The 24387-nt window shown below is 67.8% G+C and carries 30 protein-coding genes and 1 tRNA gene; 17 read left to right on the forward strand and 14 right to left on the reverse strand.

The genetic code is table 11. The features are described 5' to 3' along the window. Positions 1 to 17: 17 nt before the first annotated feature. Complete coding sequence (locus IEV64_RS08555; RefSeq protein ID WP_188423660.1) at positions 18 to 515, forward strand: pyridoxamine 5'-phosphate oxidase family protein; 498 nt, start codon at positions 18 to 20, stop codon at positions 513 to 515. Between the two features lie 78 nt (positions 516 to 593). Continuing rightward, complete coding sequence (locus tag IEV64_RS08560; protein ID WP_188423661.1) at positions 594 to 2051, forward strand: alpha/beta hydrolase; 1458 nt, start codon at positions 594 to 596, stop codon at positions 2049 to 2051. 14 nt (positions 2052 to 2065) lie between these two features. On the opposite strand, the gene thrS is transcribed toward IEV64_RS08560, so the two are convergent. After that, a complete protein-coding gene (thrS, locus tag IEV64_RS08565) occupies positions 2066 to 3997 on the reverse strand; it encodes a threonine--tRNA ligase (RefSeq protein WP_007274450.1) in 1932 nt (643 codons plus the stop codon). Positions 3998 to 4204: 207 nt separating this feature from the next. On the opposite strand from thrS, the gene malQ reads away from it, so the two are divergent. The 4 genes from malQ (at position 4205) to IEV64_RS08585 (ending at position 8236) form a co-directional block, all read left to right on the forward strand. Then, on the forward strand, positions 4205 to 5695 hold the full coding sequence (gene malQ / locus IEV64_RS08570) for a 4-alpha-glucanotransferase (protein ID WP_188423662.1): 1491 nt from the start codon (positions 4205 to 4207) through the stop codon (positions 5693 to 5695). A 66-nt stretch (positions 5696 to 5761) separates the two neighbouring features. Next, the gene (locus IEV64_RS08575; RefSeq protein WP_188423663.1) at positions 5762 to 6706 is read left to right on the forward strand and encodes a mechanosensitive ion channel family protein; all 945 of its coding nucleotides are present in this window, start codon (positions 5762 to 5764) and stop codon (positions 6704 to 6706) included. A gap of 113 nt (positions 6707 to 6819) precedes the next feature. Continuing rightward, positions 6820 to 7734, forward strand: a complete 915-nt coding sequence (locus IEV64_RS08580) for a DNA-3-methyladenine glycosylase family protein (protein ID WP_004970572.1) — start codon at positions 6820 to 6822, stop codon at positions 7732 to 7734. Positions 7735 to 7795: 61 nt separating this feature from the next. Continuing rightward, positions 7796 to 8236, forward strand: a complete 441-nt coding sequence (locus IEV64_RS08585) for a DUF555 domain-containing protein (protein ID WP_188423664.1) — start codon at positions 7796 to 7798, stop codon at positions 8234 to 8236. A 170-nt stretch (positions 8237 to 8406) separates the two neighbouring features. On the opposite strand, the gene IEV64_RS08590 is transcribed toward IEV64_RS08585, so the two are convergent. Next, a complete protein-coding gene (locus tag IEV64_RS08590; protein WP_004041569.1) occupies positions 8407 to 8643 on the reverse strand; it encodes a UPF0058 family protein in 237 nt (78 codons plus the stop codon). 267 nt (positions 8644 to 8910) lie between these two features. On the opposite strand from IEV64_RS08590, the gene IEV64_RS08595 reads away from it, so the two are divergent. After that, positions 8911 to 9318, forward strand: a complete 408-nt coding sequence (locus IEV64_RS08595) for a translation initiation factor IF-2 subunit beta (RefSeq protein WP_188423665.1) — start codon at positions 8911 to 8913, stop codon at positions 9316 to 9318. A 58-nt stretch (positions 9319 to 9376) separates the two neighbouring features. Here IEV64_RS08595 and IEV64_RS08600 read toward each other — a convergent pair whose 3' ends face one another. The 8 genes from IEV64_RS08600 to IEV64_RS20110 form a co-directional block, all read right to left on the reverse strand. Then, complete coding sequence (locus tag IEV64_RS08600; RefSeq protein ID WP_004970575.1) at positions 9377 to 9556, reverse strand: DUF7836 family putative zinc-binding protein; 180 nt, start codon at positions 9554 to 9556, stop codon at positions 9377 to 9379. A gap of 88 nt (positions 9557 to 9644) precedes the next feature. Beyond that, the gene (locus tag IEV64_RS08605; protein ID WP_007274445.1) at positions 9645 to 10640 is read right to left on the reverse strand and encodes a transcription initiation factor IIB; all 996 of its coding nucleotides are present in this window, start codon (positions 10638 to 10640) and stop codon (positions 9645 to 9647) included. A gap of 220 nt (positions 10641 to 10860) precedes the next feature. Continuing rightward, positions 10861 to 11844 (reverse strand): magnesium/cobalt transporter CorA, encoded by a 984-nt coding sequence (gene corA / locus IEV64_RS08610; protein ID WP_007274444.1) that lies wholly within the window; start codon positions 11842 to 11844, stop codon positions 10861 to 10863. Further along, positions 11841 to 11996: a hypothetical protein gene (locus IEV64_RS08615; RefSeq protein ID WP_007274443.1), complete on the reverse strand. Its 156-nt coding sequence runs from the start codon at positions 11994 to 11996 to the stop codon at positions 11841 to 11843. The genes corA and IEV64_RS08615 overlap by 4 nt, the downstream gene beginning before the upstream one ends. Positions 11997 to 12041: 45 nt before the next feature. Continuing rightward, positions 12042 to 12668 carry a DUF6517 family protein gene (locus tag IEV64_RS08620; protein ID WP_007274442.1) on the reverse strand — a complete coding sequence of 209 codons (627 nt, stop codon included), beginning with the start codon at positions 12666 to 12668 and terminating at the stop codon, positions 12042 to 12044. Positions 12669 to 12786: 118 nt separating this feature from the next. Next, positions 12787 to 13158 carry a hypothetical protein gene (locus tag IEV64_RS08625; RefSeq protein WP_004970580.1) on the reverse strand — a complete coding sequence of 124 codons (372 nt, stop codon included), beginning with the start codon at positions 13156 to 13158 and terminating at the stop codon, positions 12787 to 12789. Between the two features lie 38 nt (positions 13159 to 13196). Further along, positions 13197 to 13619, reverse strand: coding sequence for a DUF8009 family protein (locus IEV64_RS08630; protein WP_007274440.1), 423 nt, complete (start codon positions 13617 to 13619; stop codon positions 13197 to 13199). Further along, entirely contained in the window at positions 13616 to 13750 is a 135-nt protein-coding gene (locus IEV64_RS20110) for a rubrerythrin-like domain-containing protein (RefSeq protein ID WP_152420716.1), read from the reverse strand. The genes IEV64_RS08630 and IEV64_RS20110 overlap by 4 nt, the downstream gene beginning before the upstream one ends. Positions 13751 to 13865: 115 nt before the next feature. On the opposite strand from IEV64_RS20110, the gene IEV64_RS08640 reads away from it, so the two are divergent. The 6 genes from IEV64_RS08640 to IEV64_RS08665 all read left to right on the forward strand — a co-directional run bounded on the left by IEV64_RS08640 (position 13866) and on the right by IEV64_RS08665 (position 17980). Next, positions 13866 to 14708, forward strand: a complete 843-nt coding sequence (locus IEV64_RS08640; protein ID WP_188423666.1) for an NOP5/NOP56 family protein — start codon at positions 13866 to 13868, stop codon at positions 14706 to 14708. Next, on the forward strand, positions 14705 to 15349 hold the full coding sequence (locus IEV64_RS08645; RefSeq protein WP_188423667.1) for a fibrillarin-like rRNA/tRNA 2'-O-methyltransferase: 645 nt from the start codon (positions 14705 to 14707) through the stop codon (positions 15347 to 15349). The genes IEV64_RS08640 and IEV64_RS08645 overlap by 4 nt, the downstream gene beginning before the upstream one ends. Before the next feature lie 168 nt (positions 15350 to 15517). Continuing rightward, positions 15518 to 16594 carry a glutamate--cysteine ligase gene (locus tag IEV64_RS08650; protein ID WP_007274437.1) on the forward strand — a complete coding sequence of 359 codons (1077 nt, stop codon included), beginning with the start codon at positions 15518 to 15520 and terminating at the stop codon, positions 16592 to 16594. A gap of 67 nt (positions 16595 to 16661) precedes the next feature. Then, positions 16662 to 17126 carry a winged helix-turn-helix domain-containing protein gene (locus IEV64_RS08655; RefSeq protein ID WP_004970585.1) on the forward strand — a complete coding sequence of 155 codons (465 nt, stop codon included), beginning with the start codon at positions 16662 to 16664 and terminating at the stop codon, positions 17124 to 17126. A 117-nt stretch (positions 17127 to 17243) separates the two neighbouring features. Beyond that, positions 17244 to 17744, forward strand: a complete 501-nt coding sequence (locus IEV64_RS08660) for a phosphopantetheine adenylyltransferase (protein WP_007274436.1) — start codon at positions 17244 to 17246, stop codon at positions 17742 to 17744. A 29-nt stretch (positions 17745 to 17773) separates the two neighbouring features. Next, positions 17774 to 17980 carry a DUF8147 domain-containing protein gene (locus IEV64_RS08665; RefSeq protein WP_007274435.1) on the forward strand — a complete coding sequence of 69 codons (207 nt, stop codon included), beginning with the start codon at positions 17774 to 17776 and terminating at the stop codon, positions 17978 to 17980. Between the two features lie 3 nt (positions 17981 to 17983). Here the strand turns inward: IEV64_RS08665 and IEV64_RS08670 are convergent, their stop codons facing one another. Continuing rightward, positions 17984 to 18292 (reverse strand): transcription initiation factor IIB family protein, encoded by a 309-nt coding sequence (locus tag IEV64_RS08670; protein WP_004063163.1) that lies wholly within the window; start codon positions 18290 to 18292, stop codon positions 17984 to 17986. A gap of 106 nt (positions 18293 to 18398) precedes the next feature. Here IEV64_RS08670 and IEV64_RS08675 point away from each other — a divergent pair. Next, positions 18399 to 18481: transfer RNA gene (locus IEV64_RS08675), tRNA-Leu, on the forward strand. A gap of 449 nt (positions 18482 to 18930) precedes the next feature. Here IEV64_RS08675 and IEV64_RS08680 read toward each other — a convergent pair. Next, the gene (locus tag IEV64_RS08680) at positions 18931 to 19620 is read right to left on the reverse strand and encodes a CPBP family intramembrane glutamic endopeptidase (RefSeq protein WP_229722575.1); all 690 of its coding nucleotides are present in this window, start codon (positions 19618 to 19620) and stop codon (positions 18931 to 18933) included. Between the two features lie 393 nt (positions 19621 to 20013). On the opposite strand from IEV64_RS08680, the gene IEV64_RS08685 reads away from it, so the two are divergent. From IEV64_RS08685 to IEV64_RS08695, 3 genes are all read left to right on the forward strand, one after another. Further along, positions 20014 to 20376, forward strand: coding sequence for a group I truncated hemoglobin (locus IEV64_RS08685; RefSeq protein ID WP_007274433.1), 363 nt, complete (start codon positions 20014 to 20016; stop codon positions 20374 to 20376). Between the two features lie 116 nt (positions 20377 to 20492). Continuing rightward, positions 20493 to 21302, forward strand: coding sequence for a diadenylate cyclase (dacZ, locus tag IEV64_RS08690; RefSeq protein WP_007274432.1), 810 nt, complete (start codon positions 20493 to 20495; stop codon positions 21300 to 21302). A 1-nt stretch (position 21303) separates the two neighbouring features. Further along, the gene (locus tag IEV64_RS08695; RefSeq protein WP_188423669.1) at positions 21304 to 22209 is read left to right on the forward strand and encodes a mechanosensitive ion channel family protein; all 906 of its coding nucleotides are present in this window, start codon (positions 21304 to 21306) and stop codon (positions 22207 to 22209) included. Positions 22210 to 22305: 96 nt separating this feature from the next. Here the strand turns inward: IEV64_RS08695 and IEV64_RS08700 are convergent, their stop codons facing one another. Together IEV64_RS08700 and purD are read right to left on the reverse strand one after the other, a co-directional pair. Further along, positions 22306 to 22848, reverse strand: a complete 543-nt coding sequence (locus tag IEV64_RS08700) for an acyltransferase (protein ID WP_007274430.1) — start codon at positions 22846 to 22848, stop codon at positions 22306 to 22308. 89 nt (positions 22849 to 22937) lie between these two features. Beyond that, positions 22938 to 24224 carry a phosphoribosylamine--glycine ligase gene (gene purD / locus IEV64_RS08705; protein ID WP_007274429.1) on the reverse strand — a complete coding sequence of 429 codons (1287 nt, stop codon included), beginning with the start codon at positions 24222 to 24224 and terminating at the stop codon, positions 22938 to 22940. Between the last annotated feature and the right edge of the window lie 163 nt (positions 24225 to 24387).

A 24387-nucleotide genomic window follows, 5' to 3' on the forward strand; every position in this document is an offset into this window, starting at 1 on the left:
CGGCCCCTCTCTGTCTCATGCCCGACGACGCGCCGCCAGCGACCGTCTGCGACCGCCCCGAGACCGAAGCGAGCTACGGCATCCCCGCATCGGACGACGGCCTTCTGGAGTGGCGCGTCGTCGAAACCGCGTTCACAGACGACGAGGTGTTCTGGGTCGCGACGACTCGCCCCGACGGTCGGCCGCACGCCCGCCCGGTCTGGGGCGTCTGGGTCGACGGCGCGTTCCACTGCGGCGGCGGCGAGCGGACCAGATGGGTGAGAAATCTCGCGCGCGACCCGCGCCTCGCGGTCCACACCGAAAGCGGGACCGACGTGGTCATCCTCGAAGGCGTCGCCGAGCGACTGGACGCGGAGACGGCGGACGAAACCAGGCTCGCCCGCGTCGACGACGCCTACGAGGCGAAGTACGGGATTCGACACGGAACGCCGGTGTTTCGGGTTCGCCCCGAGCGCGCGCTGGCGTGGTCCGGCTTTCCCGCCGACGCGACGCGCTGGCGGTTCGACTCGGCCTGAGCGCCGGCCGACCCCGCCCGTTCTCACTCATCGACAGGCGGGCCTAGGGTCATTATCGTGTCACTCGTATCACACGGTATGGACCACCTCGAAACCCCGGCGGTACACCGGTTGCTCACCTCGCCCGCCGGCCGACTTGTGACCTCGCGCCCGTTCGAGGCGTTCAAGACACGCTCGCTCCCACGCGAGTTCGCCGTCGTTCGCGCTCGCGCCGCGGCCGACGTGGCGCTCTCGGAGGGCCCGGAAGCGTACCTCCGCGAGGTCGGCGCGCCGCCCGCGCCGCACCTCCACGACCGAATCGAACGCGCCCTCGCGCGGTACGCGCGCCTCCGCGGCGCGTACGACGAGACGATGGACCGCTGGGAGCAGGTGTTCTGGGGCGACGGCGAGTCGACGCCCGACGAGCGCGTCGCCGTCGAGCGAGAGCGCCGCGAGGTGTCGGAACGGCGGGCCAAACCGACCGACATCTTCGGGTTCCTCTCGAAGGAACACCTCGTGCCGTCGGTGAAGTTCGAGACGCCCTCGCCCGAGGACGCGCGGACCCGCTGGAACCACGAACTCGCCGAACCCGAGCGACTGTACGGCTTCGCCGAGTCCAGCGCGGCCGAGGAGTTCCCCCGCGTCGAGCGCTCGGCGACCGTCCGCGGACCGGGAACCGTCGAGTACCTGCTTCGCTTCCGGTCGCCCTCGCCGCACCTCAGCGACCGGGTGACCGCGCGGGTGTACGAACCCGTCGACATCGACGTCAACACCGGCGGCGACGCCGACCTGCCGACGCTCGTCTTCCACTCCGGATGGGGGGCGTTCGACGACCAACTCGGCTACTGGCCCGAAGAGGAGTACGTCGCCCGCGCGCTCGCCCCCGAGGGCTATCGGGTCATCCTCCCCGACGCGCCGTGGCACGGTCGCCGCGAGCTACTCGGCCGGTACAGCGGTGAACCCTACATCGCCCGCGCGCCCGTCGGCCTCTTCACGCTCTACTCGGCGGCCGCGCTGGAGACCGCCGTCCTCACCGACTGGGCGCGGACCGAGGGCGCGCCGGTCGTCGGCGTCGGCGGCGTCAGCCTCGGCGGCACAATCGCGCTCCACGTCGGGGGACGGTGCGGCGACTGGCCCGAGTCGATGCGCCCCGACCTGCTGTTCCCCGCGGGGATGCCCGGCGCAATCGACCAGACGCTCCTCGCGGGGGAACTCACGAGACTGCTCGACATCGACGACGCGCTCGACGCGGCCGGCTGGACCGGCGCGGCGCTCCACGAGTTCGCGCCGCTGTTGAACCCGCCGAAAGCGCCGTGTCTCGCGCCCGAACGCGTCTTCCCGTTCGTCGGGACCCGCGACGAGATGGCCCCCACCTCGACGGCCCGCGCGCTCCTCGACGAGTGGGGCGTCCCGAGGCCGAACCGCCGCGAGTGGGACTGCGGACACTTCGGCGTGCTCGCGAACCTCATCAGAGACGAGTCGTTCCGGACGACGGTCCGGCGGGAGTTGGACGCGGCGGCGCGGGACCGCCGAAACAGAGAATCAGTCGCGGTCTAAGCGGACCGAGGGCCTCACTCCTCGTCGGCGAGGAAGTCGGGTTCGGGGCGCTTTTCGTCGTATTCGCTCCGGAGGTGGTCGCGGAACGCCTCGACGCTCACGTCCTTTGCCTCCCGCTCTTTGCGGTCGCGGACGGAGATGGTTCCGGCCTCCTCCTCGTCGCCGCCGACGATGACCATGTACGGGACGCGGTCGGTCTGGGCCTCGCGAATCTTCCGGCCGAGCGTCCACGAGCGGTCCTCGATGTCGACGCGGAAGTCGCCGAGTTCGTACTGGAGCTTCTTCGCGTAGCCCATCTGGTCGTCCGAGATGGGCAGGATGCGGACCTGCTCGGGGGCGAGCCAGAACGGGAACTTGCCGTTGAAGTGTTCGATGAGGACCATGAAGAAGCGCTCGTAACTGCCGTAAAGCGCGCGGTGAATCATCACCGGCTGGTGGTCCTCGTTGTCCTCGCCCGTGTAGGTGAGGTCGAAGCGGTCGGGCATGTTGAAGTCGAGCTGGACCGTCGGGCCGTCCCACTTGCGACCGAGGGCGTCCTTGAACGCGAAGTCGATTTTCGGGCCGTAGAACGCGCCGTCGCCGGCCTCGATGCCGTAGTCGATGCCGCTGTCGTCGAGCACGGCGCGGAGTTGCGTCTCCGCCTGCTCCCAGATTTCGTCGCTCCCGACGGATTTTTCGGGGCGCGTGGCGAGCGCGACTTCGGCGTCCAGCCCGAAGGTGTCGAACACCGTCAGGATGTTGTCGATGATGAGGTTGATCTCGTCTTCGATCTGGTCGGGGCGGACGAACAGGTGGCCGTCGTCGATGGTAAAGGACCAGACGCGCGAGAGGCCCGACAGCTCGCCGCGCTGTTCCTTCCGGTAGACCTTCCCGTCCTCGAAGTAGCGCACCGGGAGGTCGCGGTACGACCACGACTGCTGGTCGAAGATGGTCGCGTGGCCGGGACAGTTCATCGGCTTCAGGCCGTACTCCTCGTCGTTCACGTCGAGGAGGAACATGTCGTCGACGTAGTTCTCGTAGTGGCCCGACTTCTTCCACAGCTCCGTCCGGAACAGGTGGGGCGTCTCGACGGGGTCGTAGCCCGCGTCGAGGTTGAGCTGTTTCGCGTAGTCCGCGAGCTCGTCGAGGATGCGCTTGCCGTTCGGCTGGTACAGCGGCAGGCCCGGTCCCGTCGTCTCGTCGATGGCGAACAGGTTCAGCTCCTGGCCGAGCTTGCGGTGGTCGCGCTCTTTGGCCTCCTCGCGCATGTCGAGGAAGTCTTCGAGGTCGGACTCGGACTCGAACGCCGTCCCGTACACCCGCGTCAGCGTGTCGTTTTCCTCGTCGCCGCGCCAGTAGGCCGCCGAGATGTTCAGGAGCTTGACCGCGCCGATTTCGCCCGTCGATTCGACGTGCGGGCCCTTACAGAGGTCCTCGAACTCGCCTTGCTGGTAGAACGACAGTTCGTCGTCGCCGGCGGCCTCGTCTTCGAGGATGTCGCGCTTGTAGGGGTTGTCGGCGTACTTTTCGAGGGCCTCCTCGCGGTCGACGAGGACGCGCTCGATGTCGAGGTCCGCCTCGATGATGTCGCGCATCTCGTCTTCGATGGCTTCGAGGTCCTCCTGTTCGAGGTCGACGCTCGTCACGTCGTAGTAGAAGCCGTCGTCCGTCCACGGGCCGATGGTCAGTTTGGCCTCCGGGTGGAGCCGCTGGAGGGCCTGTGCGAAGACGTGGGCCGCCGAGTGGCGGAGCACGTCGAGATACTCGTCGGACTGGTCGGTGACGATGACGAGGTCCGCGCCGTCGTGGAGCGGCGTCTCCTTGTCCACGAGTTCGCCATCGACGACGCCGGCGACGGTGTCCTTGCCGAGGCCGGGGCCGATTGCGAACGCGGCGTCTCGCACCGTCGCACCCTCCTCGACGGAGAGTTCCGTCCCGTCGGGGAGGATGACAGCGATATCACTCATACGCGCACGGAACGGACGGGGGAGAATAAGTGTTGTTGAGACGGGCGCGAGCGACGCCCGCTCGCGGCCGATTTCGTGCGATTTGCTAGCACAACTGTGCCGGCGTCGGCGGTGTGGGACCGTCCCCACTCCCGCGGTCGCGCCCTCGTCGTCGGCCCGCTGTTTCGACCCAAAGTACCAATTGGGTCGCACGCGGACCCTGTGGGTATGCGACTTTCTCGACAGAGCGGGGTGTTCATGCACGTCACCTCGGTCCCGGGGCCCCACGGCATCGGCGACCTCGGCGACGGCGCGCGCGCCTTCGTGGACTTCCTCGCCGACGCCGAACAGTCGATGTGGCAGTTCTGCCCCCTCGGGCCGACCGAACCCGCCATGGCGAACTCGCCGTACCAATCGACCTCCTCGTTCGCCGGCAACCCGCTTCTCATCGACCTCACCGGCCTCGCGGAGCGCGGGTGGCTCACCGACGACGACCTCGAACCAGCCCCCGAGTTCGACCCCCACGCGGTCGACTACGAGCGCGTCGGCGAGTACAAGCGCTCGCGGCTCCGCACCGCCTTCGACCGCTTCGAGGCCGAGGCCACCGAGGACGACCGCGCCGCCTTCGACGCCTTCCGCGAGCGCGAGGCCGGCTGGCTCGAAGACTACGCGCTGTTCGCCGCCCTGAAAGACGAGTTCCGCCGGGCGTGGATAGACTGGCCGACCGAGTTGAAGACGCGCGACCCCGACGCGCTCGCCGACGCCCGCGCGGAGTACGCTGACGAGGTTCGCTACCGCGAGTTCGTCCAGTTCTGCTTCGACGAGCAGTGGCGCGCCCTCGCCGACTACGCCGACGAGAAGGGCGTCACCCTCGTCGGCGACCTCCCCATCTACGTCGCGCTCGACAGCGCCGACGTGTGGGCCGCCCCCGAGGCGTTCGACCTCACCGAGTCGAACGAACCCGCCGTGGTCGCCGGCGTCCCGCCGAACCCGGACGACTCCGGCCAGCGCTGGGGCAACCCGCTGTACGACTGGGAGACGCTCCGCGAGGACGGCTACGGCTGGTGGCTCGACCGCCTCCGCCGGCTGTTCGACCTCGTGGACGTGACCCGCATCGACCACTTCAAGGGGTTCGACGAGTTCTGGGCCATCGACGCCGACTCGGACGACCCCGGAAACGGCGAGTGGCGCGACGCGCCCGGCCACGACTTCTTCGAGACGGTCGAGCGCGAACTCGGCGACCTCCCCTTCATCGTCGAGGACCTCGGCTTCCTCGACCCCTCGCTCGTCGACCTCCGCGACCGGTTCGCCTTCCCCGGCATGCGCGTCCCACAGTACGCCGACTGGTGCCGCGAGGGCGACATGTACCAGCCGATGCACTACCCGGAGAACTCCGTCGCCTACACCTCGACCCACGACACCGACACGTTCGTCGGCTACTACCGCGACCTCGACGACCGCACCCGCGACTGCCTCCACTACAACATCGGCGCGGACGGCTCGGAGATTCACTGGTCTATCATCGACGCCGTCTGGAACTCCGCGTCCGTCCTCGCGTTCACGACGACGCAGGACCTCCTCGGACTCGACTCGCACGCCCGGTTCAACACCCCCGGCACGCAGACCGGCAACTGGGAGTGGCGCGTCACCCGCGAGGGCCTCGACGGCGCCGTCGCCGACCGCCTCGCGACCCTCACGGACCTCCACATCCGCAACTGAGGTCGCCGCCGCCCCTCGCATCGGTTCGACTACACCTTTTTGGGTCGTCCACCCGACGGCCACGGTATGTCTCGCCGCCTCGGCCTCGGCGCGTTCGCCGCCGGACTCCTCGCCGCGGTCCTCTCGTGGCTCGTCCGCGCGACGACCCCGCTTTCCGACCTCGACGTCCCCAACGCCGACCTGCTTCTCTCGACCGGGCTGTCGGCCGCCGCGGTCGCGCTCGTCGCCTACGGCGTCTACCGGTTTCTCACCGCGTTCCTCGTCGCGCGCATCGCGGACCGCCGCCGCGCCCACGACGTTCGGAACGTCCTGCGACTCGGCGTCGGCGGCGTCGCGCTCGTCGGCGTCCTCGGGGCGTTCACGGACCAGTGGCTCGGCGTGTTGGTCTCCTTCGGCGTCATCGGCTTCGCCGTCACCTTCGCGCTCCAACAGCCGATTCTCTCCTTTATCGGCTGGTTCTACATCCTCGTGAGCCGCCCCTACGCGGTCGGTGACCGCGTCAACATCGGCTCCGTCTCCGGCGACGTCGCCGAGGTCGGCTTCCTCGTCACGACGCTCTGGGAGACCGGCGGCCCCCTCGCGTCGAACCAGCCGACCGGCCGGACCGTCACCGTCCCGAACTCGCTGGTCCTCTCCTCCGAGGTCGTCAACTACGGCGCGCTGTTCGACCGCGTCTGGACCGAGGTGCCGGTGCAGGTGTCCTACGAGACCGACCTCCCGTTCGTCCGCCAACTCCTCTTGGACGTGGCCGACGAGGAAGTCGGCGACGACATGGACGCCGCGATGAGACGCTACCGGGACAGACTCGCCGAGTCGCCGCTGGACCTCGACGTGGCCGACGGCCCGACCGTCAACGTCGCGCAGGAGGAGTCGTGGGTGGTCTTCCGACTCCGCGTGCTCGTCCCGCCGACCCGCGCCCAGCGCGTCAAAAACCGGCTGTACGAGCGCGTCCTCGACCGACTGGGCGACCACCCGGACCGGGTCAGCTTCCCGGTGAGCCGCAACCGCTGAGCGCGGCGCGCGGCGCAGTTTCGGCGGTGGACTCGGCGAGCGCCGCCTCGCTACCGCCCGCCTCGCCCGCCGGCATCGAAACCCGCAAATCCCCCGCGCCCAACGTCGAAGCGATGGAGACGGGTGTCATCGACCTCGCGAGCCTCGACGGAGCGTTCGACCTCCAATCGACGCTGGAGAGCGGCCAGTCGTACCTCTGGGACCGCCCCGACGGCCGGATGTACGAGCGCGACGCGGCCCACGGCGGCGACGCGTGGTACCAGACGGTCGTCCCGCCGCTCGACGGCGTCTCCGACGAGTCGGCCGTCGTCAGGGTGCGGCAGACCGACGGCGCGCTGGAGTGGGAGTCGAACCTCGACGCCGTCCCGCTTCTCACCCACCTGCTCCGCCTCGACGACGACCTCGACGCCATCGTCTCGGCGATGCCCGACGAACCGCTCGTCCGGCGGGCCTACGAGGCGTATCCGGGGATGCGGCTCGTCCGCGACCCGCCGTTCGGCTGTCTCGTCTCCTTTATCTGCTCGGCGCAGATGCGCGTCTCCCGAATCTTCGGGATGCAGTCGCGGCTCAGAGAGACCTACGGCGAGCGCGTCGAGTTCGACGGCGAGACGTACTTCGCGTACCCGACGCCCGAGCGGCTGGCCGAGGCCACGGAGGAGGAACTGCGCGACCTCAGCCTCGGCTACCGCGCGCCCTACGTCCGGCGGACGGCCGAGATGGTCGCCACCGGCGAGGCGACCCCCGACGAGGCCCGCGGCCGCGACTACGAGGACGCCCGCGACTTCCTGACGACGTTCGTCGGCGTCGGCGACAAGGTCGCGGACTGCGTCCTCTTGTTCTCGCTCGACTACCTCGAAGCCGTCCCGCTCGACACGTGGATTCGGTCGGCCATCGAGGAGCACTACCCCGACTGCGACCGGGGGAACTACGCCGACACCTCGCGGGCCATCCGCGAGCGCCTCGGCGGTCGCTACGCCGGCTACACCCAGACGTACGTGTTTCACTACCTCCGCTCCGGCGGGGAGTGAGCGACGCGTGACGGCGTGGCAAGAAGGTTGATAGCCTTCGGCACACTACCTCATCGTACCCATGGACTGCAGAGTCGTCGTCGAGGCCGCGGTCCCGGTGTACGACGTGGAGACCGTCGACGAGGCGATTCGCATCGCCATCTCGAAGACGGGTGAGATGCTCAATCCCGACCTGAAGTACGTCGAGATTAGCATGGGCGCTCGGACCTCGCCCGGCGGCGAGGAGCTTCCTCCCGCGTTCATCGCCGCGGACGAGGCGCTCGTCGCCCTCGAACTGGAGATGACGGTGTTCAACGTCGAACGGGAGGAACACGCCTCGCGCATCGCCCGCAAGGAGATCGGCCAACGCCTCGAAAACATCCCGCTGAAGGTGCTGTCGATCGACCGCGTCGACGACGAGTCGGTCGAGACCGACGGCGAGGGCGACACCCGCGCCGAGACCGGCCCGGCGGAGGCCGACGGGACGCTCGTCGACTACGACGACCTCGTCGACGACCGCTGAAGCCGCCGCCGTCGCGTCGCCGCCTCAGTCCCGCCCGCTGTTTCTGCCTGCGCGGAACTCATCCACTGCTTCGACGCGGCAGTCGCTCGGAAGCGTCGTCGTCCGTGAGAGCACGGCGCGGTCGCTCTCGGCTGTAGGGTCGTAGAGGAGAACGCGTTTCTTTTCTCGATTCAGTCGGCTTGCGGTGCGAGCGGCTCTGGTTCGGCCTCGCGCATCGCTCCGGTGATACCTTTCGCCAGTTTAAACACGGCTGCTTTGTGGTCCGTTTTGGACTTGTGGATGGATGTCGGTCGTACGCCGAGTTCGTTGTACTCGACGAGACTGATTTCCTCGTCCTCCCAGGCCTCAATCTGGGTGTGGACTTCTGCGAGCAGACCGTGCAGGTGGATGAGTTCCTGCTTCTTCATGAGCAACCACGGCTTGAGACCGGAGGGATATAGTATTATCTTGAGTCACGTTAGCATCCGACTCCCTTAAACCGGCGATTATGGGGGTCTCACGGGAAATTTCGTGTTCGAACGTTTTCAATTCGTTTGTTGTTTCGTCCCGTCGATAGCGAGCGTCGGCGGAATCTCACGAGCAGTTTATATAGCTATGGAGGGCGCGCGCCGAGCGCCGGTCGCGCGCGCCGGGGGTCGTGAGAATTTTACGCCGGCGCGCGCGTACTGTCGCGCATGGACTACGACGACCAACTAGACCGCGCGCTCTCGGAGTCGTCGGACGTCGCGGAGGGCGGCGACCGCTTCAGCGTCCCGGAGCCGACGGTCCGACAGGAGGGGAACGTCACGGTCTACGAGAACTTCGCGGCGACCCACGACCGGCTCGCGCGCGAGGCGACGCACGTCCTGAAGTTCTTCCAGACGGAACTGGGAACGAGCGCCCAAATCGACGACCGCGGCCGCGCGCGCTTTACCGGCGAGTTCCGACAGCACCGCATCGCCGACGCGCTCGACGAGTACGTCGAGTCGTTCGTGCGCTGTAGCGAATGCGGGTCGCCCGACACGAAACTCGTCACGGAACAGGGTGCGAAGGTTCTGAAGTGCGACGCGTGCGGCGCGCTCTCGGCGATTCCCGACATCTAAAAAAACGAGCGTCCGGCGGGGTCTTCCCCGACCGGGAGACGGGCTGTCTCTTTCCTCGCTACTCGAACTGCTTGAGCGTCTGGAGGTCGCGCTCCGTCCGCATGAACTCGGCCGTGCGCCGCGTCGCGCCACAGCCCTGACACGAGTAGTTGTCGCGGTGAGCGGGGAGTTCGTTCGGATTCGTCTCCCAGTCCTTTCCACATTCGGGGCACAAGAGTCGGACGAACGCTTCAACCATACCCCGTATATGCTCCGGGAGCGCGGATAAATGTTGTTACGGGCTGGCACGGGCGAGAAAAAGTACGGGCCACCGACCCACGGAGCGCTTACGCGAACAGGCCGTCTTGGACTTCGAGCAGTTCTTTGTAGCGGTTGCGGATGGTGACTTCGGAGATGTCTGCGACCGTCGAGACTTCGCTTTGGGTCACCTTCTCGTTGGTGAGGAGGGCGGCGGCGTAGACGGCGGCGGCGGCGAGGCCGACCGGCGACTTGCCGGAGTGGACGCCCGTCTCCTTCGCGTCGCGGAGGAGCTGGCGGGCCTGCCGCTCGGACTCGTCGGAGAGGCCGAGCTCGCTGGCGAACCGCGGGACGTACTGCTCGGGGTCGGCGGGCTTGATTTCGAGCTTCAGCTCGCGGACGATGTAGCGGTACGTCCGGGTGAGCTCCATCTTATCGACGCGCGAGACTTTTTCGAGCTCGTCGAGCGAGCGGGGAGTGCTCGCCATCCGGGCCGACGCGTACAGCGCCGCGGTGGCGACGCCCTCGATGGAGCGGCCGGGGAGCAGGTCGTCGTTGAGCGCGCGGCGGTAGATGACCGACGCGGTCTCGCGGACGTTCTCGGGCAGGCCGAGCGCCGACGCCATGCGGTCGATTTCGCCGAGCGCCTGCTTGAGGTTGCGCTCTTTCGAGTCGCGGGTGCGGAACCGCTCGTTCCACGTGCGGAGCCGTTGCATCTGCTCGCGCTGGCGCGGCGAGAGGGACTTGCCGTAGGCGTCTTTGTTCTGCCAGCCGATGTTGGTCGACAGCCCCTTGTCGTGCATCATCTTGGTCGTCGGCGCGCCGACGCGGGACTTGCTGTCGCGCTCGGCGGAGTCGAACGCGCGCCACTCCGGGCCGCGGTCGACGACGGTGTCCTCGACGACGAGACCGCACTCTTCGCAGATGGTCTCGCCGTGTTCCTCGTCGGTGACGAGGTGGCCGCTACACTCGGGGCAGACCTGCGTCTCGTCTCGCTGTTTTTCGTCTCGCTCGGACTCGCGGGAACGGACGTCCCGGGTCTTTGCGTCGGCGCTGTAGGTTCGGGTGGTTGTGGTGTCGCTCATGGTGGGTGGAAGGCGCGGATACGTCTCGGCCGGGAAGACCACAGAAGACGAAAGAATAATCCGGCTTGGACTGGCCTTACCAACAGTAAGTTCGAAAACCTTATAAAGCTTTCGCCTATTCTGTGCGGGTGAATCGCACGATGTAGGCGCTTTGTCGTCATCGAGTCGACGAGAAGCGAGCGTCGGTGTGATTAATCGGGTATGATAGCTCTTTCGTCGCTCAGAGCCAGTGCTCCCGGCGGAAGTAGACGAGCAGGACCACGGAGACGAGCGCCATCCCGAGCATCGTCGCGGGGTAGCCGTAGGCCCAGCCGAGCTCGGGCATGTTGAACGCCGACGCGCCGGGGTCGAAGTTCATGCCGTAGATGCCGACGACGAGCGTCAGCGGGAGGATGATGGTCGCGACGACGGTGAGCGTCTTCATCACCTCGTTCGTCGACTGCGAGAGGGTGTTGAGGTAGATATCCCGCGCGCCGCGCGCGAGGTCGCGGTACGTCTCCGTCAGGTCGACCAACTCGACGAGGTGGTCGTACACGTCGCGGTAGTACTTCTCGGTCGCCTCGCGGACGTAGTCGGGGTCGCCGCGGGCGAGCACCCCGACGGCCTCGCGGGTCGGCCACACCGTCTTTCGGAACGAAAGCAGGTCGCGCCGGACCGCGTTCAGCCCTTCGAGCACCTCCGGGTCCGGCCCCTCGAAGATGCTGTCCTCGATGAGTTCGATTTCCTCGCCGACCTCGTCTAACAACCCGAAGTACTCGTCGACGATGCGGTCGATGACGCGGTAGGCCACGTAGTCCGGCCCGAACCGGAGCATCCGCGGCTCCTCGCGCTCGATGGCGTGCCACACGTGGTTTATCGGCTCCAACTCCCGGCGCGTCAGCGTCACGAGCCAGTCCTCGCCGAAACAGAGTCCCACGGGTCTGGTCTGGACCTCCTCTTCGAACACCTGTTCGCCGACGCGGAGCGTCGCCATTCGGACGAGGACGAACGTGTACTCGTCGTACTCCTCGGTCTTCGGGCGGGCGTCGTTCCGCACGTCCTCGACCGAAAGCGAGTGGATGCCGAACGCCTCGGCGACGCGGTCGAACTCCTCGCCGGTCGTCGCGCGAACCCACGTCGTCCCGTCGGCGTCGCGCGCCGCGTCCAGCGCGGTCTCCTCGTAGGCCGACGCGCCGTCGTCGCGGTAGACGAGCGCCGAAATCACCGCACGTCACCCCCGATGGCCCACAGCGTGATGCCGACCATGACGGCCGTCACCGAGAACGCTCGCCCCGGATAGGCGACGAGCGTCCCGAGGCCGTAGCCGACGACGCCGAGCGCCGTCACCGCGATGCCTGCGGTCCGTACGCGACTCATGGACTCACCGACCCGCGGCGACGAGAAAAAGCCACCCCCCGACAGTTACACTTCGGACGGGTGTTCGACCGACCGAATCAGTTCGAGGACGTTCTCCTCCTCGCCGTCGAGTTGCTGTGGGTACAGCCCGATTGCGACGATGAAGTCCTCGTCGTGCTGGACCTTCGTCACGTGGACGTACACGTCGACTTCCTGCCCGCCGAACCGCGCGGTGGCGCTGTACTTCGTGACGTTGGTCGTCTGGCCGAGCATCTGGACGTTCCGCGAACTGACCTGCTGGACGTCGCTGAGGCCCTGATACCGGTTGTCGACGAGGCGGATGAGGTCGTCGTTCGAGTAGTCGCCGATGGGGTTCCGCGGCTGGCCGGCGACCTCGACCGCGGGCGTCGAGATGACGCTGAACGAGCCGAGCCTGGCCTCGCCGAAGAAGCCGAGGTCCAGCGTCTTCTCGTACGTCGTAATGTGGTTGCTGGCGGCGATTTTGCGCTCCTGTCCGCCGAACGAGAGCGTCCGGTTCACCGCGAACGCCTCGGTCCCGTTGGTCTCGTAGCCGGCGTTCGCGGCGACCGTCGCGTCAGCCGTGGCGGGCTCCGACTCGAATCTCAGCGTCTCCTCGCCCGTCAGAAAGCCGATACAGCCGCTGGTGAGCACGAGCGCGGCGAGCGCGAGCACCGCGACTACGCGTCTGGAACTCATTGCCCCGCCATTTCCCCGCTCCGGGCATAAGTTCGGTGGCCGCCGCGGCGACCGACTCGGCGCGCCCCGAACCGAGCGGTTCGTCGGTTCCGCGTCAGTCGTCGAGGTCACGCGACTCGTTCTCGCGGCGAATCACGCGACCGCTGTAGACGTAGTAAGCGGGCGCGACGAACGGGAGCGCGAACGCCGCACCGAACCAGAGATGCCGCGACGCGCCCCAGTCGATGCCCTGCCCGCGGAGCGACCTGATATCGGCGCGAATCAGCCCCGCGTAGAAGACGTGCGTGACCAGGTAGACCGCGAACGCCGGTTCGGGTCCGATGTACAGCGAGACGGCGGTGAACATGACGAACCCGATGGCGTAGATGACCGGTAGCACCCCGCGGTAGCGGCCGCGGGCCGGGCGCTGTTTCCGCTGGCGCTCGCGCTCGACCGCCGTCCCGCGGCGGTACTCGTCGGTGCTCATGTCGCTACGGTGTGGCCCGCGGGGAAAAAGTGGTTCGCTCAGCCGAGGTACTTGACCTCGACCTCGTGGGGACCGTCGTCCGTCGGGAGCGCGACCGCGTCGCGGAGGTGCTCGCGGACCGCCGAGCGCCACGCTCGAACCGCCTCGGTGTGGCGCTCGTGGTGGGTCTCGACCTCGTACGGGTCCGGCCGAGTCTCGTCGGGCTCCGGATACGCGGGGGCGTCGTCGGCGACGAAGACCCGCGGGTCGAGGTGTATCGGTTCGGGGTCGGCGTAGTCCGACGCCTCGCCGCCGGTGCGGTGAACCCGCGCCCGCATCCGCCCGTAGAACGGCGGGGTGACGCGGAGGACGACTGGGTCGTCGCCCCGGCGGTTCGCCTCGAGGGCGGTCACGAGGTCGTCGGTCGTGACTGCGAGCGAGCGGATGGCGTCCGGGTCGGACGACCCGCGCGCGCCGCTCAATCTCCGACGCGCCGGCGGTTCGTCACCGACGTGGGCCGCAGTTCGCCACTGCACTCGGGGCAGGTCGAACGGTACGACGCGGCGCTCACGGTCGTTTGACACTCACGACAGACGTACGAAGCGCGTTCCATCGAACATTCGTACGAGATATGGTGTGTTAAAACTTACCACGGGATTGCCGCGGGGGCCGCGACCCGCGCCCGCGGGTCCGTGTCCTTTTACCCGGACGGGGCGCAATCCGCCAGTATGACAGACGCATGGTTCGCCGGCGCGGACCCCGACGACCCCGAAACCGGGGCGACGCGAGTCCGAACGGGCCGCACCCCCGCCCCCGCCGACTGGCCGGCCGAGGCCGTCGACGCCGGGTTCGCCGCCGACGAGACCGACTACTACGCCAAACTCCGCTCGGCGACGCTCGCCGCCGCCAGCGAGGCCGTCGCGGAGCGCGAGCGCGCCGACGACGTGCAACTCGCCCACGCCGTGCGGGCGATGGACGACGCCGAGCGGACCGCGAACGAACTCGCCGAGCGGGTCGTCGAGTGGGCCGGCACGCTCTACGAGGAGGTTCCACGCGGCCTCGACGGCGTCCGCGACATCGCCGCCCGCGACCCGAAGACCGCCGCCGAAGAGCGCGTCGTCTCCTACGCCACCCGCGCGGTGGACCTGCTCGACGAGCGCGACGACCTCCGGGCGTTCATCGAGGAGCGCGCGCCCACGGCCGCGCCGAACCTCGCCGAGATGGCCGGGCCGGTCCTCGCGGCGCGGCTCATCGCGCTGGCGGGCGGCCTCGAACCCCTTGCCAAGAAACCGAGCGGTACGGTCCAAGTGCTCGGGGCGGAAGACGCCCTGTTCGCGCACCTGAAGGGCCGCGCCACGTCGCCCAAACACGGCGTCATCTTCACCCACGAGTACGTCCGCGGAACGCGTCCGGAAGACCGCGGGTCGGCCGCCCGCGCGTTCGCCGGAAAGCTCGCTATCGCCGCCCGCGTCGACCACTACTCGGGCGACTACCGCCCGGACCTGCACGCCGAACTCGCCGACCGGATGGAGACGATTCGCGCCCGCGCCGACGAGGAGGCGGACGAATGAGCGACGACAGTGGCCTCCCCGACGGCGTCGAACGCCGGACGTTCGGCGGCCGCGAGCGCCTCTCGACGCGGGGCGCACAGGTCTACGGCGAACCCGTCGACGCCGACGGCTGGCGCGCGTGGGACGCCGGGCGCTCGAAGCTCGGCGCGATGCTCGAACTCGGCATGGACACCGGCCTCGTCGGCGACGAGTCGGTGCTCTACCTCGGGGCCGCCTCGGGGACGACCGTCTCGCACGTCGCCGACTTCGCCGGGCCGACCTACGCCGTGGAGTTCGCGCCGCGGCCCGTCCGCGACCTCGTCGGCGTCGCCGAGGACCGCGACAACCTCTTTCCGCTTTTGAAGGACGCGCGCGACCCCGAGTCCTACGCGCACGTCGTCGAAGCCGGCATCGATTGCCTCGTCATGGACGTGGCGACCCGCGGGCAGGCGACCGTCGCCGCCCGCAACCGACAGTTCCTCGCCGACGACGGGCGGCTCCTGATGGCCGTCAAGGCGCGGAGCGAGGACGTGACCGCCGAGCCGGACGACGTGTTCGACGACGTGGTCGCCGAACTCGACTCGGCCTACGAACTCCTCGAAACCGCCCGTCTCGACCGCTTCCACGCGGACCACCTCGGTATCGTCGCCCGGCCGAAGTAGGTCGTCGCCGCCGGCTGGCACCGCGATTCGCGCGGGCCGCCGCCGGTGTTGGGCGTCCGCGGAACCATTCGGTCGCTGTCACGTCGTCGGATTCGACCGGCGGCGGTCGTGCGACGCGTTCGCCGGCTCCCACGGTGTTTTTAATTCGGCGCAACTTACGCCGTTGCGATGGAACTAGGGTCGGCGGATGCCTTCGACCGAATGGGGACGCTCGGCGTCGAAGAGGAATTCTACATCGTCGATGCCGACGGCCGCCCCACCTCGGGTATCGACGACTTAGTCTACGGACCGGAGCCTCCGGAACCGCTCGCGGGACGGCTCGACCACGAGCTGTTCCAGTTCACTATCGAGACGCAGACGCCGCTCATCGAGGACCCCGACGAGGCCGGCGCGGCCGTCTCGACGGTCCGCGAGGCGCTCGTCGACCACGCCGCGGACCACGGCTACCGCATCGCCGCGGCCGGGCTCCACCCCGCCGCCAAGTGGCGCGAACTCGACCACGCGACCAAACCCCGGTATCAGGCCCAACTCGACCGAATTCAGTATCCGCAACACCGGAACACGACCGCCGGCCTCCACGTCCACGTCGGCGTCGACGACGCGGACAAGGCCGTTTGGGTCGCCAACGAACTCCGCTGGTATCTCTCTCCCCTACTCGCGCTCTCCGCGAACTCCCCCTTCTGGAACGGCTTCGACACCGGCCTCGCCTCCGCCCGCGCCAAGGTGTTCGAGAACCTCCCCAACACCGGCATGCCGACCGCCTTCGAGGACTTCGAGGAGTTCCAGCGCTTCGAGCGCCGGATGGTCGAGTACGGCTCGATAGACGACCGGGGGGAACTCTGGTACGACGTGCGCCCCCACACCGGCCACGGGACGGTCGAAATCCGCACCCCCGACGCCCAGACCGACCCCGAGCGCGTCGCCGACTTCGTCGAGTACGTCCACGCGCTCGTGTTGGACCTCGCCGACCGCTACGAATCGGGCGAGTCGGGAACGTCGGTCCGGCGGGAACTCCTCGACGAGAACAAGTGGCGCGCGACCCGCTACGGCCGGGACACCGACTTCATCGCCCCCGACTCCGAGGGCGTCGTGAGCCTCGACTCGTTCGTCGAAACCGAGTCCGACCGCCTCGGCGTCGACGGCCTCCGGTCGCTTCTCGACGCCGAATCCGGCACCGCCGTCCAGCGCCGGATTCACGAGGAATCCGGGCTCGACGCCCTGTGCGAACACCTGACGCTGGACTGAGTCGCACGCCGACGCGCGACAGGAAACATTTTTTAGCGCCCCTGTTTTGACCTTTGCCGTAGCACAAATGTCTGCGGACCAGAGCACTGAGGGGAGCGCGGAGTCGACGGACGAAGACCACTCGGGCGGCGCGGCCGACTGCGCCGTCTCCGAGTTCGACGACGGGTTGGTGGACCTGCTCGCGTGGATTCTCGACACCGAGACGCGCGCGCGAATCTACGTCCACCTCCGACAGCACCCTCACTCGACGAGCGAGGAAGTCGCCGAGGGGACCGGCCTCTACCCGAGTACGGTTCGGGAGGCGCTGGCCGAACTCGCCGACGACGAGACGGTCGAACGCCGCAAGCGGAAGAGTTCCGGCGCGGGCAACAACCCCTACGAGTACGTCGCCATCGCGCCCAGCGACCTCGTGAAGGGCGTCTCCGGACAGGTGCAGGCGCAGTTGAACGCCGTGTTCAACCTCGACCGACACCTCGGCACCGACCGCACCGACGAGACCGAACCGGTCACGATTACGGTCCGCGAGGAGTAGCCCGGCGACCCGGCTTCTGCGGCGATTCGCGCGAACTCGTAGCCCCCGCTCGGCTCGGGTGTTGGTCCGTTAGGCTAACCCGACCCGCTTAAGTCGCGCCGTACCCACCCCGAGAGTATGCACGTCGCGTTGGGCGGGACGTTCGACCCTGTCCACGATGGACATCTCGCGCTGTTCGAGCGGGCGTTCGAATTGGGTGCTGTCACGGTCGGACTCACGAGCGACGAACTCGCGCCGAAGACGCGACACGTCGACCGCTACGTCCGGCCCTTCGACGACCGCAAGGCGGACCTCGAAGCCGAACTCCGCCCGCTCGCCGAGGAACACGGCCGCGAGTTCGAAATCCGCGAACTCGACAAACCGACCGGCATCGCGACCGAAGAAGGATTCGACGTGCTCATCGTCTCGCCCGAGACGCGGGGCGGCGGCGAGCGCGTCAACGAGATCCGCGAGGAGAAGGGCCTCAAACCCCTCCGTATCGAGGTCGTCGAACACGTCCCCGCCGAGGACGGAAAGCGCATCTCCTCGACGCGCATCGTCTCCGGGGAGATAGACCGCCACGGCAACCTCACGCCCGACCGCGAGGGCCGCGGTCGGACGCCGCCGAGCGACGAATAGTTTTCACGCTCACGGTCGTACTGTCGCCCATGCGACACCCCCTTTTCGCCAGCTTCGCCGTCGGCGTCGTCGCCGCGGTCCTCGTCGGCATCGCCGTCACCGAGGTGGCCGCTCGGTGGGTCTTCTTCTCGCTTTTCGTCGGTATCCCGGCCGGCGTCGTCGCCGGCGTCCTCGCCACCGCGGCGACGTACGCGCTGTTGACTCGCCGGATGGCACCGTCGAACGCCTCGGAGTGAGCGCTACCAACTCGGGGGGCGAAAGCCGGCCTCCCGGAGGAGGTCCTTCCAGCGCTGTTGGATGCTGAGCCGCGAGACGTCCATCGACTCGGCGACGGCGGTCTGCGAGCGCTCCTCGCCGGCGATGAGCGCGCCGGCGTAGAGGCTGGCGGCGGCGACGGCCTTCTTCGAGCGCTCCTCGTCGGGTAACTGCGTGAGAAACATGTCCGAGGCGTACGAGCGGGCCTCGCTACCGAGTTCGAGGCCGTCGGCGGCGGCGTCGATGCGGGCCAGCCACTCCCGGTTGTCTCGCTGGTCTCGGGCGCTGTACATGGTCGTCGTTGCGGCCGCGGGAGCATAATCCCCGCGGCGAGCCCTCGTGACGTTTATATATCGTTGCGGGAAATGTGCGGTCGAAGGGCGAGCGTCGCCCGATTGCGCGCGGGTAGCCAAGTGGCCAAAGGCGCAGCGCTTAGGACGCTGTGGTGTAGACCTTCGCAGGTTCGAACCCTGTCCCGCGCACTGAGCGAACGAAGTGAGCGAGGGAGCAGACAGGTTCGAACCCTACGAGACGAGCACCGCGAGTCTCGGCCCGGTTCGAACCCTGTCCCGCGCATACCGACTCGAACATCGTGAGAGACGTGTATGCAAGCCGAAGGGTTCGAATCAGGGAGCAACGCGGAGCGTTGCGACCGCGGTTCGAACCCTGTCCCGCGCCTTTTCTATCCGACGCGACCCGAATAGCGAAGCCGTGAGCGAGGACGAAAACCGTGGCAGAAGAGTTCGAACCCTACGAGACGAGCACCGCGAGTCTCGGTCCGGTTCGAACCCTGTCCCGCGCACTAAGCGGGTGAAGTGACCGAGGGAGCAGATACGTTCGAACCCCGTCCCCTGTGTCTCCGGATGCTGGTCCCTCCGGGTGAGAAACCGCGATGGCTCGAAGGGGACTGTCAGAAGCTAAAAAACACAGCCTATCGAGTCAGTGGGAGTGGTGGATGCGGAACGTCGTCGTCGGCAGTCATGGTTTTCGCGCCCCAGATTGCGACGATTGCGCCGGCGAGCACGAACCAGAGGCCGTAGTACGCGGGGTCGGGCACCACGATGACTTCGGCGGTGAAGTTCACCCAGCCGTGGAGGACGATGATACCGAGGATGCTCCGCTCCGTGTTGTTGTAAACCCACGTGAACGTGAACGAGAGCGCGACGATGCCGGCCATGAACAGCCAAAACCCCGTGGTCGCGACCCCGACCGAGTCGTGTTGGAACGAGCCCTCGATGAAGAACAGGGGGAGGTGCCAGAGCGCCCAGACGACGCCCAGAACCAGGCTCGCGCTCGCGGCCGACCGCTTCAGTTGGAGCCTGTCGAGCGCGTATCCCCGCCACCCTAACTCTTCGAGAATCGGGGGGAGGGTCGCAAAGAACAGCGTGGGAAGCACGGCCAGCGGGTTCACGCCGAACTCCGTGACGGCTTCGCCCCACGTCGGCCCGGGCCCACCGAGTAGCAAGTCGAGGGTACCGGCGAGAACGCCGACGCCGAGGGGGACGGAGAGGAGAACGAGGAACCATCTGAGTCCGATTCGTCGCGGATTACGCACGCGGTTCCAGAAGTCGCTCCGCCCGCGCTCGTCGTAGACGAGGTAGACGAACGCGATGCCACTCACGCCGGGGACAGCGAGCCCAACGAGAAGCAACGAAAGCCCGACAGCGCTGTCGAACCGCACCCCCAACGCGATAGCCGGGAGCCAGAAGGCCCAGGTCCCGCCCACGGCGACAGCGAGATACACCCACCAACGTCCGACGAGCCCGGAGGTGTCTGCGGTTCTCTTTTCGGTCCTCAGTTGTGGGTTCGGTACGACCATCTCGCGGTACTATCTGTCGAGTAACCTCATAGTCCAGCGCTATGCTTCCTGAGAACAGAGAAGTGGGCCCGGTAACGGACGAACGCCCGCTGACACAGCTAGCTTCACTTCTGTGGTCCTCACCCAACCCACGCTTAAACACCCCGAATACGTTCGGAGGAAGCCTTACCGTCGCGCCGTCCAACACCCCGACGAATGCCAGCGCAGTCACTCTACGCTCGCCTCGGCGGCCGCGAGGCCGTCGAAGCAGTCGTCTCGGACTTCTACGACCGCGTCCTCGCCGACGACTCGGTCGCTCACTACTTCGACGACATCGACATGGTCGAACAGCGCGCCCATCAGGTCAAGTTCATCAGCGCCGTCGCCGGCGGTCCCGTCGAGTACGACGGGGCCGACATGCGGGCGGCCCACGACCACCTCGACCTCTCCGGTGAGGACTTCGACGCCATCGCCGAACACCTCGCGGCGGCGCTCGACGAGAACGGCGTCGCCCCGGAAGACGCCGATGCGATTCTCGACGAGGTCGCCGCACTCAGAGCCCCGATTCTGGGGCAGTAAGCTCCGTTCGGCCCCCTTCGGAGAGAATCAGTCGCCGGTTTCGACCGGCCGAATCGCGCACGCCACGCGTCAGACGCGACACAACCCTTTTTCTCACCCGGTGTGTCTCTCCACCAATGGCGGCGTTATCCGAATTATTGGGCGACCTCGTGGCGGACGTCGATGGGCTGTTCCTGTTCACGCCGAGTCACTCCCACTACGAGCAGTTCGCCGAGACGGACGTTCCGACGGTGGTCATCGCGCCGGAGAACACGGTCGAAGCCGAGACGTTCGTGGAACTGCCCCTGCAGTTCCAGAACGTCAAGGACCGCATCCGCTTCGGCGTCGAGGGCGCGATGGAACAGAGCATCGTCGAGGCGGGCGACACCATCGCCTGCAACGTCGGGGTCTTCGGGGGCGACCCCGACACGCTCGTCCGCGTCCGCGTCGAGGAGAACATGCGGTCGGGCATCTACGACCTCTTTGCGAACTCCCGGGCGGACCCCGGCGTCATCCGCGACGTGTTCGAGGTGGCCATCGAACTGGGCAAGAAGGGCCAGAAGGGCGAACCCGTCGGCGCGCTGTTCATCGTCGGCGACGCGGGCAAGGTGATGAACAAGTCCCGGCCGCTTTCGTACAACCCCTTCGAGAAGTCCCACGTCTACGTCGGCGACCCCATCGTCAACGTGATGCTCAAGGAGTTCTCGCGGCTCGACGGCGCGTTCGTCATCTCCGACTCGGGCAAAATCGTCTCGGCGTACCGCTACCTCGAACCCTCGGCGGAGGGCGTCGACATCCCGAAAGGGCTGGGCGCGCGGCACATGGCCGGCGGCGCCATCACCCGCGACACCAACGCCACGGCCATCGTCCTCTCGGAGTCCGACGGCCTCGTTCGGGCGTTCAAGGGCGGCAAGATGATTCTCGAAATCGACCCGGAGGCGTACTGAGATGTCGGGGTTCGCTTCGGCGTCCCTCATCCACTCGTCGGTCGATTCCGCGTCCGCGTCCACAGCCGCACCCGCGTCCACAGCCGTATCAGCATCCACAGCCGCGTCCGCCGTCCCGCTCCAGACGGTCGGCGGCGTCGTCGACGACATCGTCAGAATCGCCGGCGTTCGGTTTCTCGGCGTGCTCGCCATCCTGCTTTTCGGGATACTTCTCGCGTACGTCACGGGCACGCTCGTCCACCGGCTCCTCGTCAGCGTCGGCGTCCCGGAGGCTATCGAGGGCACGGCCTTCGAGCGGACCGCCCGCGACTTCGAGACCTCGACCGTCGAAATCCTGTCGTGGCTGACGCGGTATTTCGTCCTCGGAATCAGCCTCTTCGCCGCGCTGTCGTTCGCCGGCGTCAACTACGCCGACCGGTTCTGGGGCCTCGTCATCGCCATCCTCCCGCAACTGTTCATCGCCATCCTCGTTCTCATCATCGGCGTCGTCGTCGGCGACAAGGTCGAACTCCTCGTCGCCGAGCGGTTCCGCGCGGTCAAACTCCCGCAGGTGAACCTCCTCCCCGCGCTCGCCAAGTACACCGTCTTCTTTCTCGCCACGCTTGTCGCGCTCTCGCAGGTCGGCGTCGCCACGCTCGCGCTCATCGTCCTCCTCGGAGCGTACCTGCTCGGCCTCATCGTGTTCAGCGCCGTGGCGTTCCGCGACCTGCTTCGCTCGGGCGCGGCGGGGACGTACCTCCTTTTCACCCAACCGTACAGCATCGGCGACGAAATCGTCGTCGGCGACGTCCGCGGCGTGGTACAGGAGTTCGACATGTTCGTCACCCACGTCGAAGCCGAGGAGACGGAGTTCGTCGTGCCGAACGCGCGCGTCCTCAACAAGGGCGTTGGGCGCGTCCGCAGGTAACCCGAACCCGAACCCGAACGCCCACCACCCCGCGAGAAGTCGCTCGTTCGGCCTGACGGCGACCTAACGACGACCTGACGGGCGACGGTGAGTCGGTCACTCCCCGTCTGCCTCGCCGCCGGACATCGGTCTCGCGGGCACGCCGGCGACCGTCTCGCCGGCGGGCACGTCGCGCGTGACGAGGGAGTTCGCCGCGACCTGCGCGCCCGTGCCGATGCGAACGCCCGGGAGAATGGTCGCCTTCGCGCCGATCATGGCGCGCTCGCCGACGACGACCTCGCCGGTCCGGTACTCGTCCTGCAGGAACTCGTGACAGAGGATGACTGAGTCGTAGCCGATGATGGCGTCGTCTTCGATGGTGATAAGCTCCGGCCAGAACACGTCGGGTGTCGCTTCGAGCCCCCACGAGACGCCCGTCCCGACGGTGACACCGATGCGTCGGAGCGCCCAGTTTCGAAGCTTGAGCGACGGCGCGATGCGCGCGACGAGGACGAACACGTAGTTGAGCATCACGCGCCAGACGGGTTTGGCGTCGGTCCAGTACTGGAGCGAGTTCCGCGGGCCGGGCGTCGGGTGGTGCTGGATTCGGTCGTGTCGGCGGCCCTCTGCGTCCGCCGGTGCGGCATCGTCGTCAGTCACGTCAGTCGATTGGGCCGCGGGGGTAAAAGCGCCCTCGGCGGGGGGCAACGAGCGAACTGGAAAATCGGTCCCGCGGAACCGCGTCTCGCTTACTCGCCGCGGAGTTCGGCCATGTGGTCGATGCGGCGCTGGACGAGCGCCGCCGTGCCGATGTCGTGGCGGATGTGGAAGCCCTCGCCGGCGTCGGCGAGCGCGTCCTCCGCGAGTTCCTCCGCCGCGGCGATGCTGTCGGCGACGCCGACCACGGCGAACGACCGCGAGGTCGTCGTGTACAGGCCGTCCTCGCGGTCGTCGACGCTCGCGTAGAACAGCAGGGCGTCGGCGTCCTCGTCCACCTCGACCGTGATTTCCGCGCCGGCCTCGGGGTCCGTCGGGTAGCCCTCGGGGACGGCGTACTTACAGACCGTCGCGGCCTCGGCGAAGTCGAGTTCGGGGAGCGACTCGCCCTCGCGGGCGGCGGTGAGCACGTCGATGAAGGGCGTTTCGAGGACCGGAAGCGTGTTCATCGCCTCGGGGTCGCCGAAGCGGGCGTTGAACTCGATGACCTTCGGTCCCTCGGTCGTGAGCATGAACTGGCCGTAGAGGATGCCCTTGTACTCCGGGAGCGCCTCCACGACGGCCTCGATGACCTCGACGGCGGCCTCGTAGTCGCCGTCGGCCATGAACGGAAGGGACGGCGTCACGTCGGTGTAACTGCCCATGCCGCCGGTGTTCGGTCCCTCGTCGCCCTCGTAGGCTCGCTTGTGGTCCTGTACGGCGGGGCTGACGCGGAACTCGCCGTCGGCGACGAACGCCTGAATCGTGAACTCCTCGCCGACGAGGCGCTCTTCGAGGACGACCCGCTCGTAGTCGGAGTCGCGGAGGTACGCCTTCGCCTCCTCGGGCGTCACCTGGTCGCCGATGACCTTCACGCCCTTGCCGCCGGTGAGACCCGCGGGCTTGACCGCGAGGTCGCCGTCGTAGTCGTCGATGTAGTCGCAGGCGGCCTCCATGTCGTCGAAGGTGGCGAAGTCGGGGTTGCCCGGAATCTCCTCGTCGCGCATGAACTGCCGCTGGAACGCCTTGTCCGTCTCGATGCGCGCCTCGGCCGCCTGCGGGCCGAAGGTGTAGATACCCGCCTCGTCGAGGGCGTCGGCGACGCCCGCCGCGAGGCCGGACTCGGGGCCGACGATTGCGAGCGTCGCGTCGACGGACTCGGCGTAGGCGACGATGTCCTCGGCGTCGGTCTCCGAAATCGTCTCGAAGCCCTCGGCGAGGGCGGCGATGCCGGGGTTTCGGTTGCTGGCGCAGGCGTACAGGTCGCAGTCGGGGGCCAGCGCGCGGGCAATCGCGTGCTCGCGGCCGCCGCCGCCGACGAGAAGGACGGTCTCGCTCATAGTCGCATACCCTGCGCACGGGAGTGTAAAGATTGCTCTTTATCGCCGACGAAATAGGCACGATTGTGGTTATGTTCGGTCGCCACCGAGGGTGACTCGCTGTCCGGCCCACGCCCCGCGCCGGCCACGACGGCCGTCTCCACGCCGCTTTAGTTGCCGGAGC

This window comes from Haloferax sulfurifontis, assembly GCF_014635105.1.
Classification (GTDB): Archaea; Halobacteriota; Halobacteria; order Halobacteriales; family Haloferacaceae; genus Haloferax; species Haloferax denitrificans.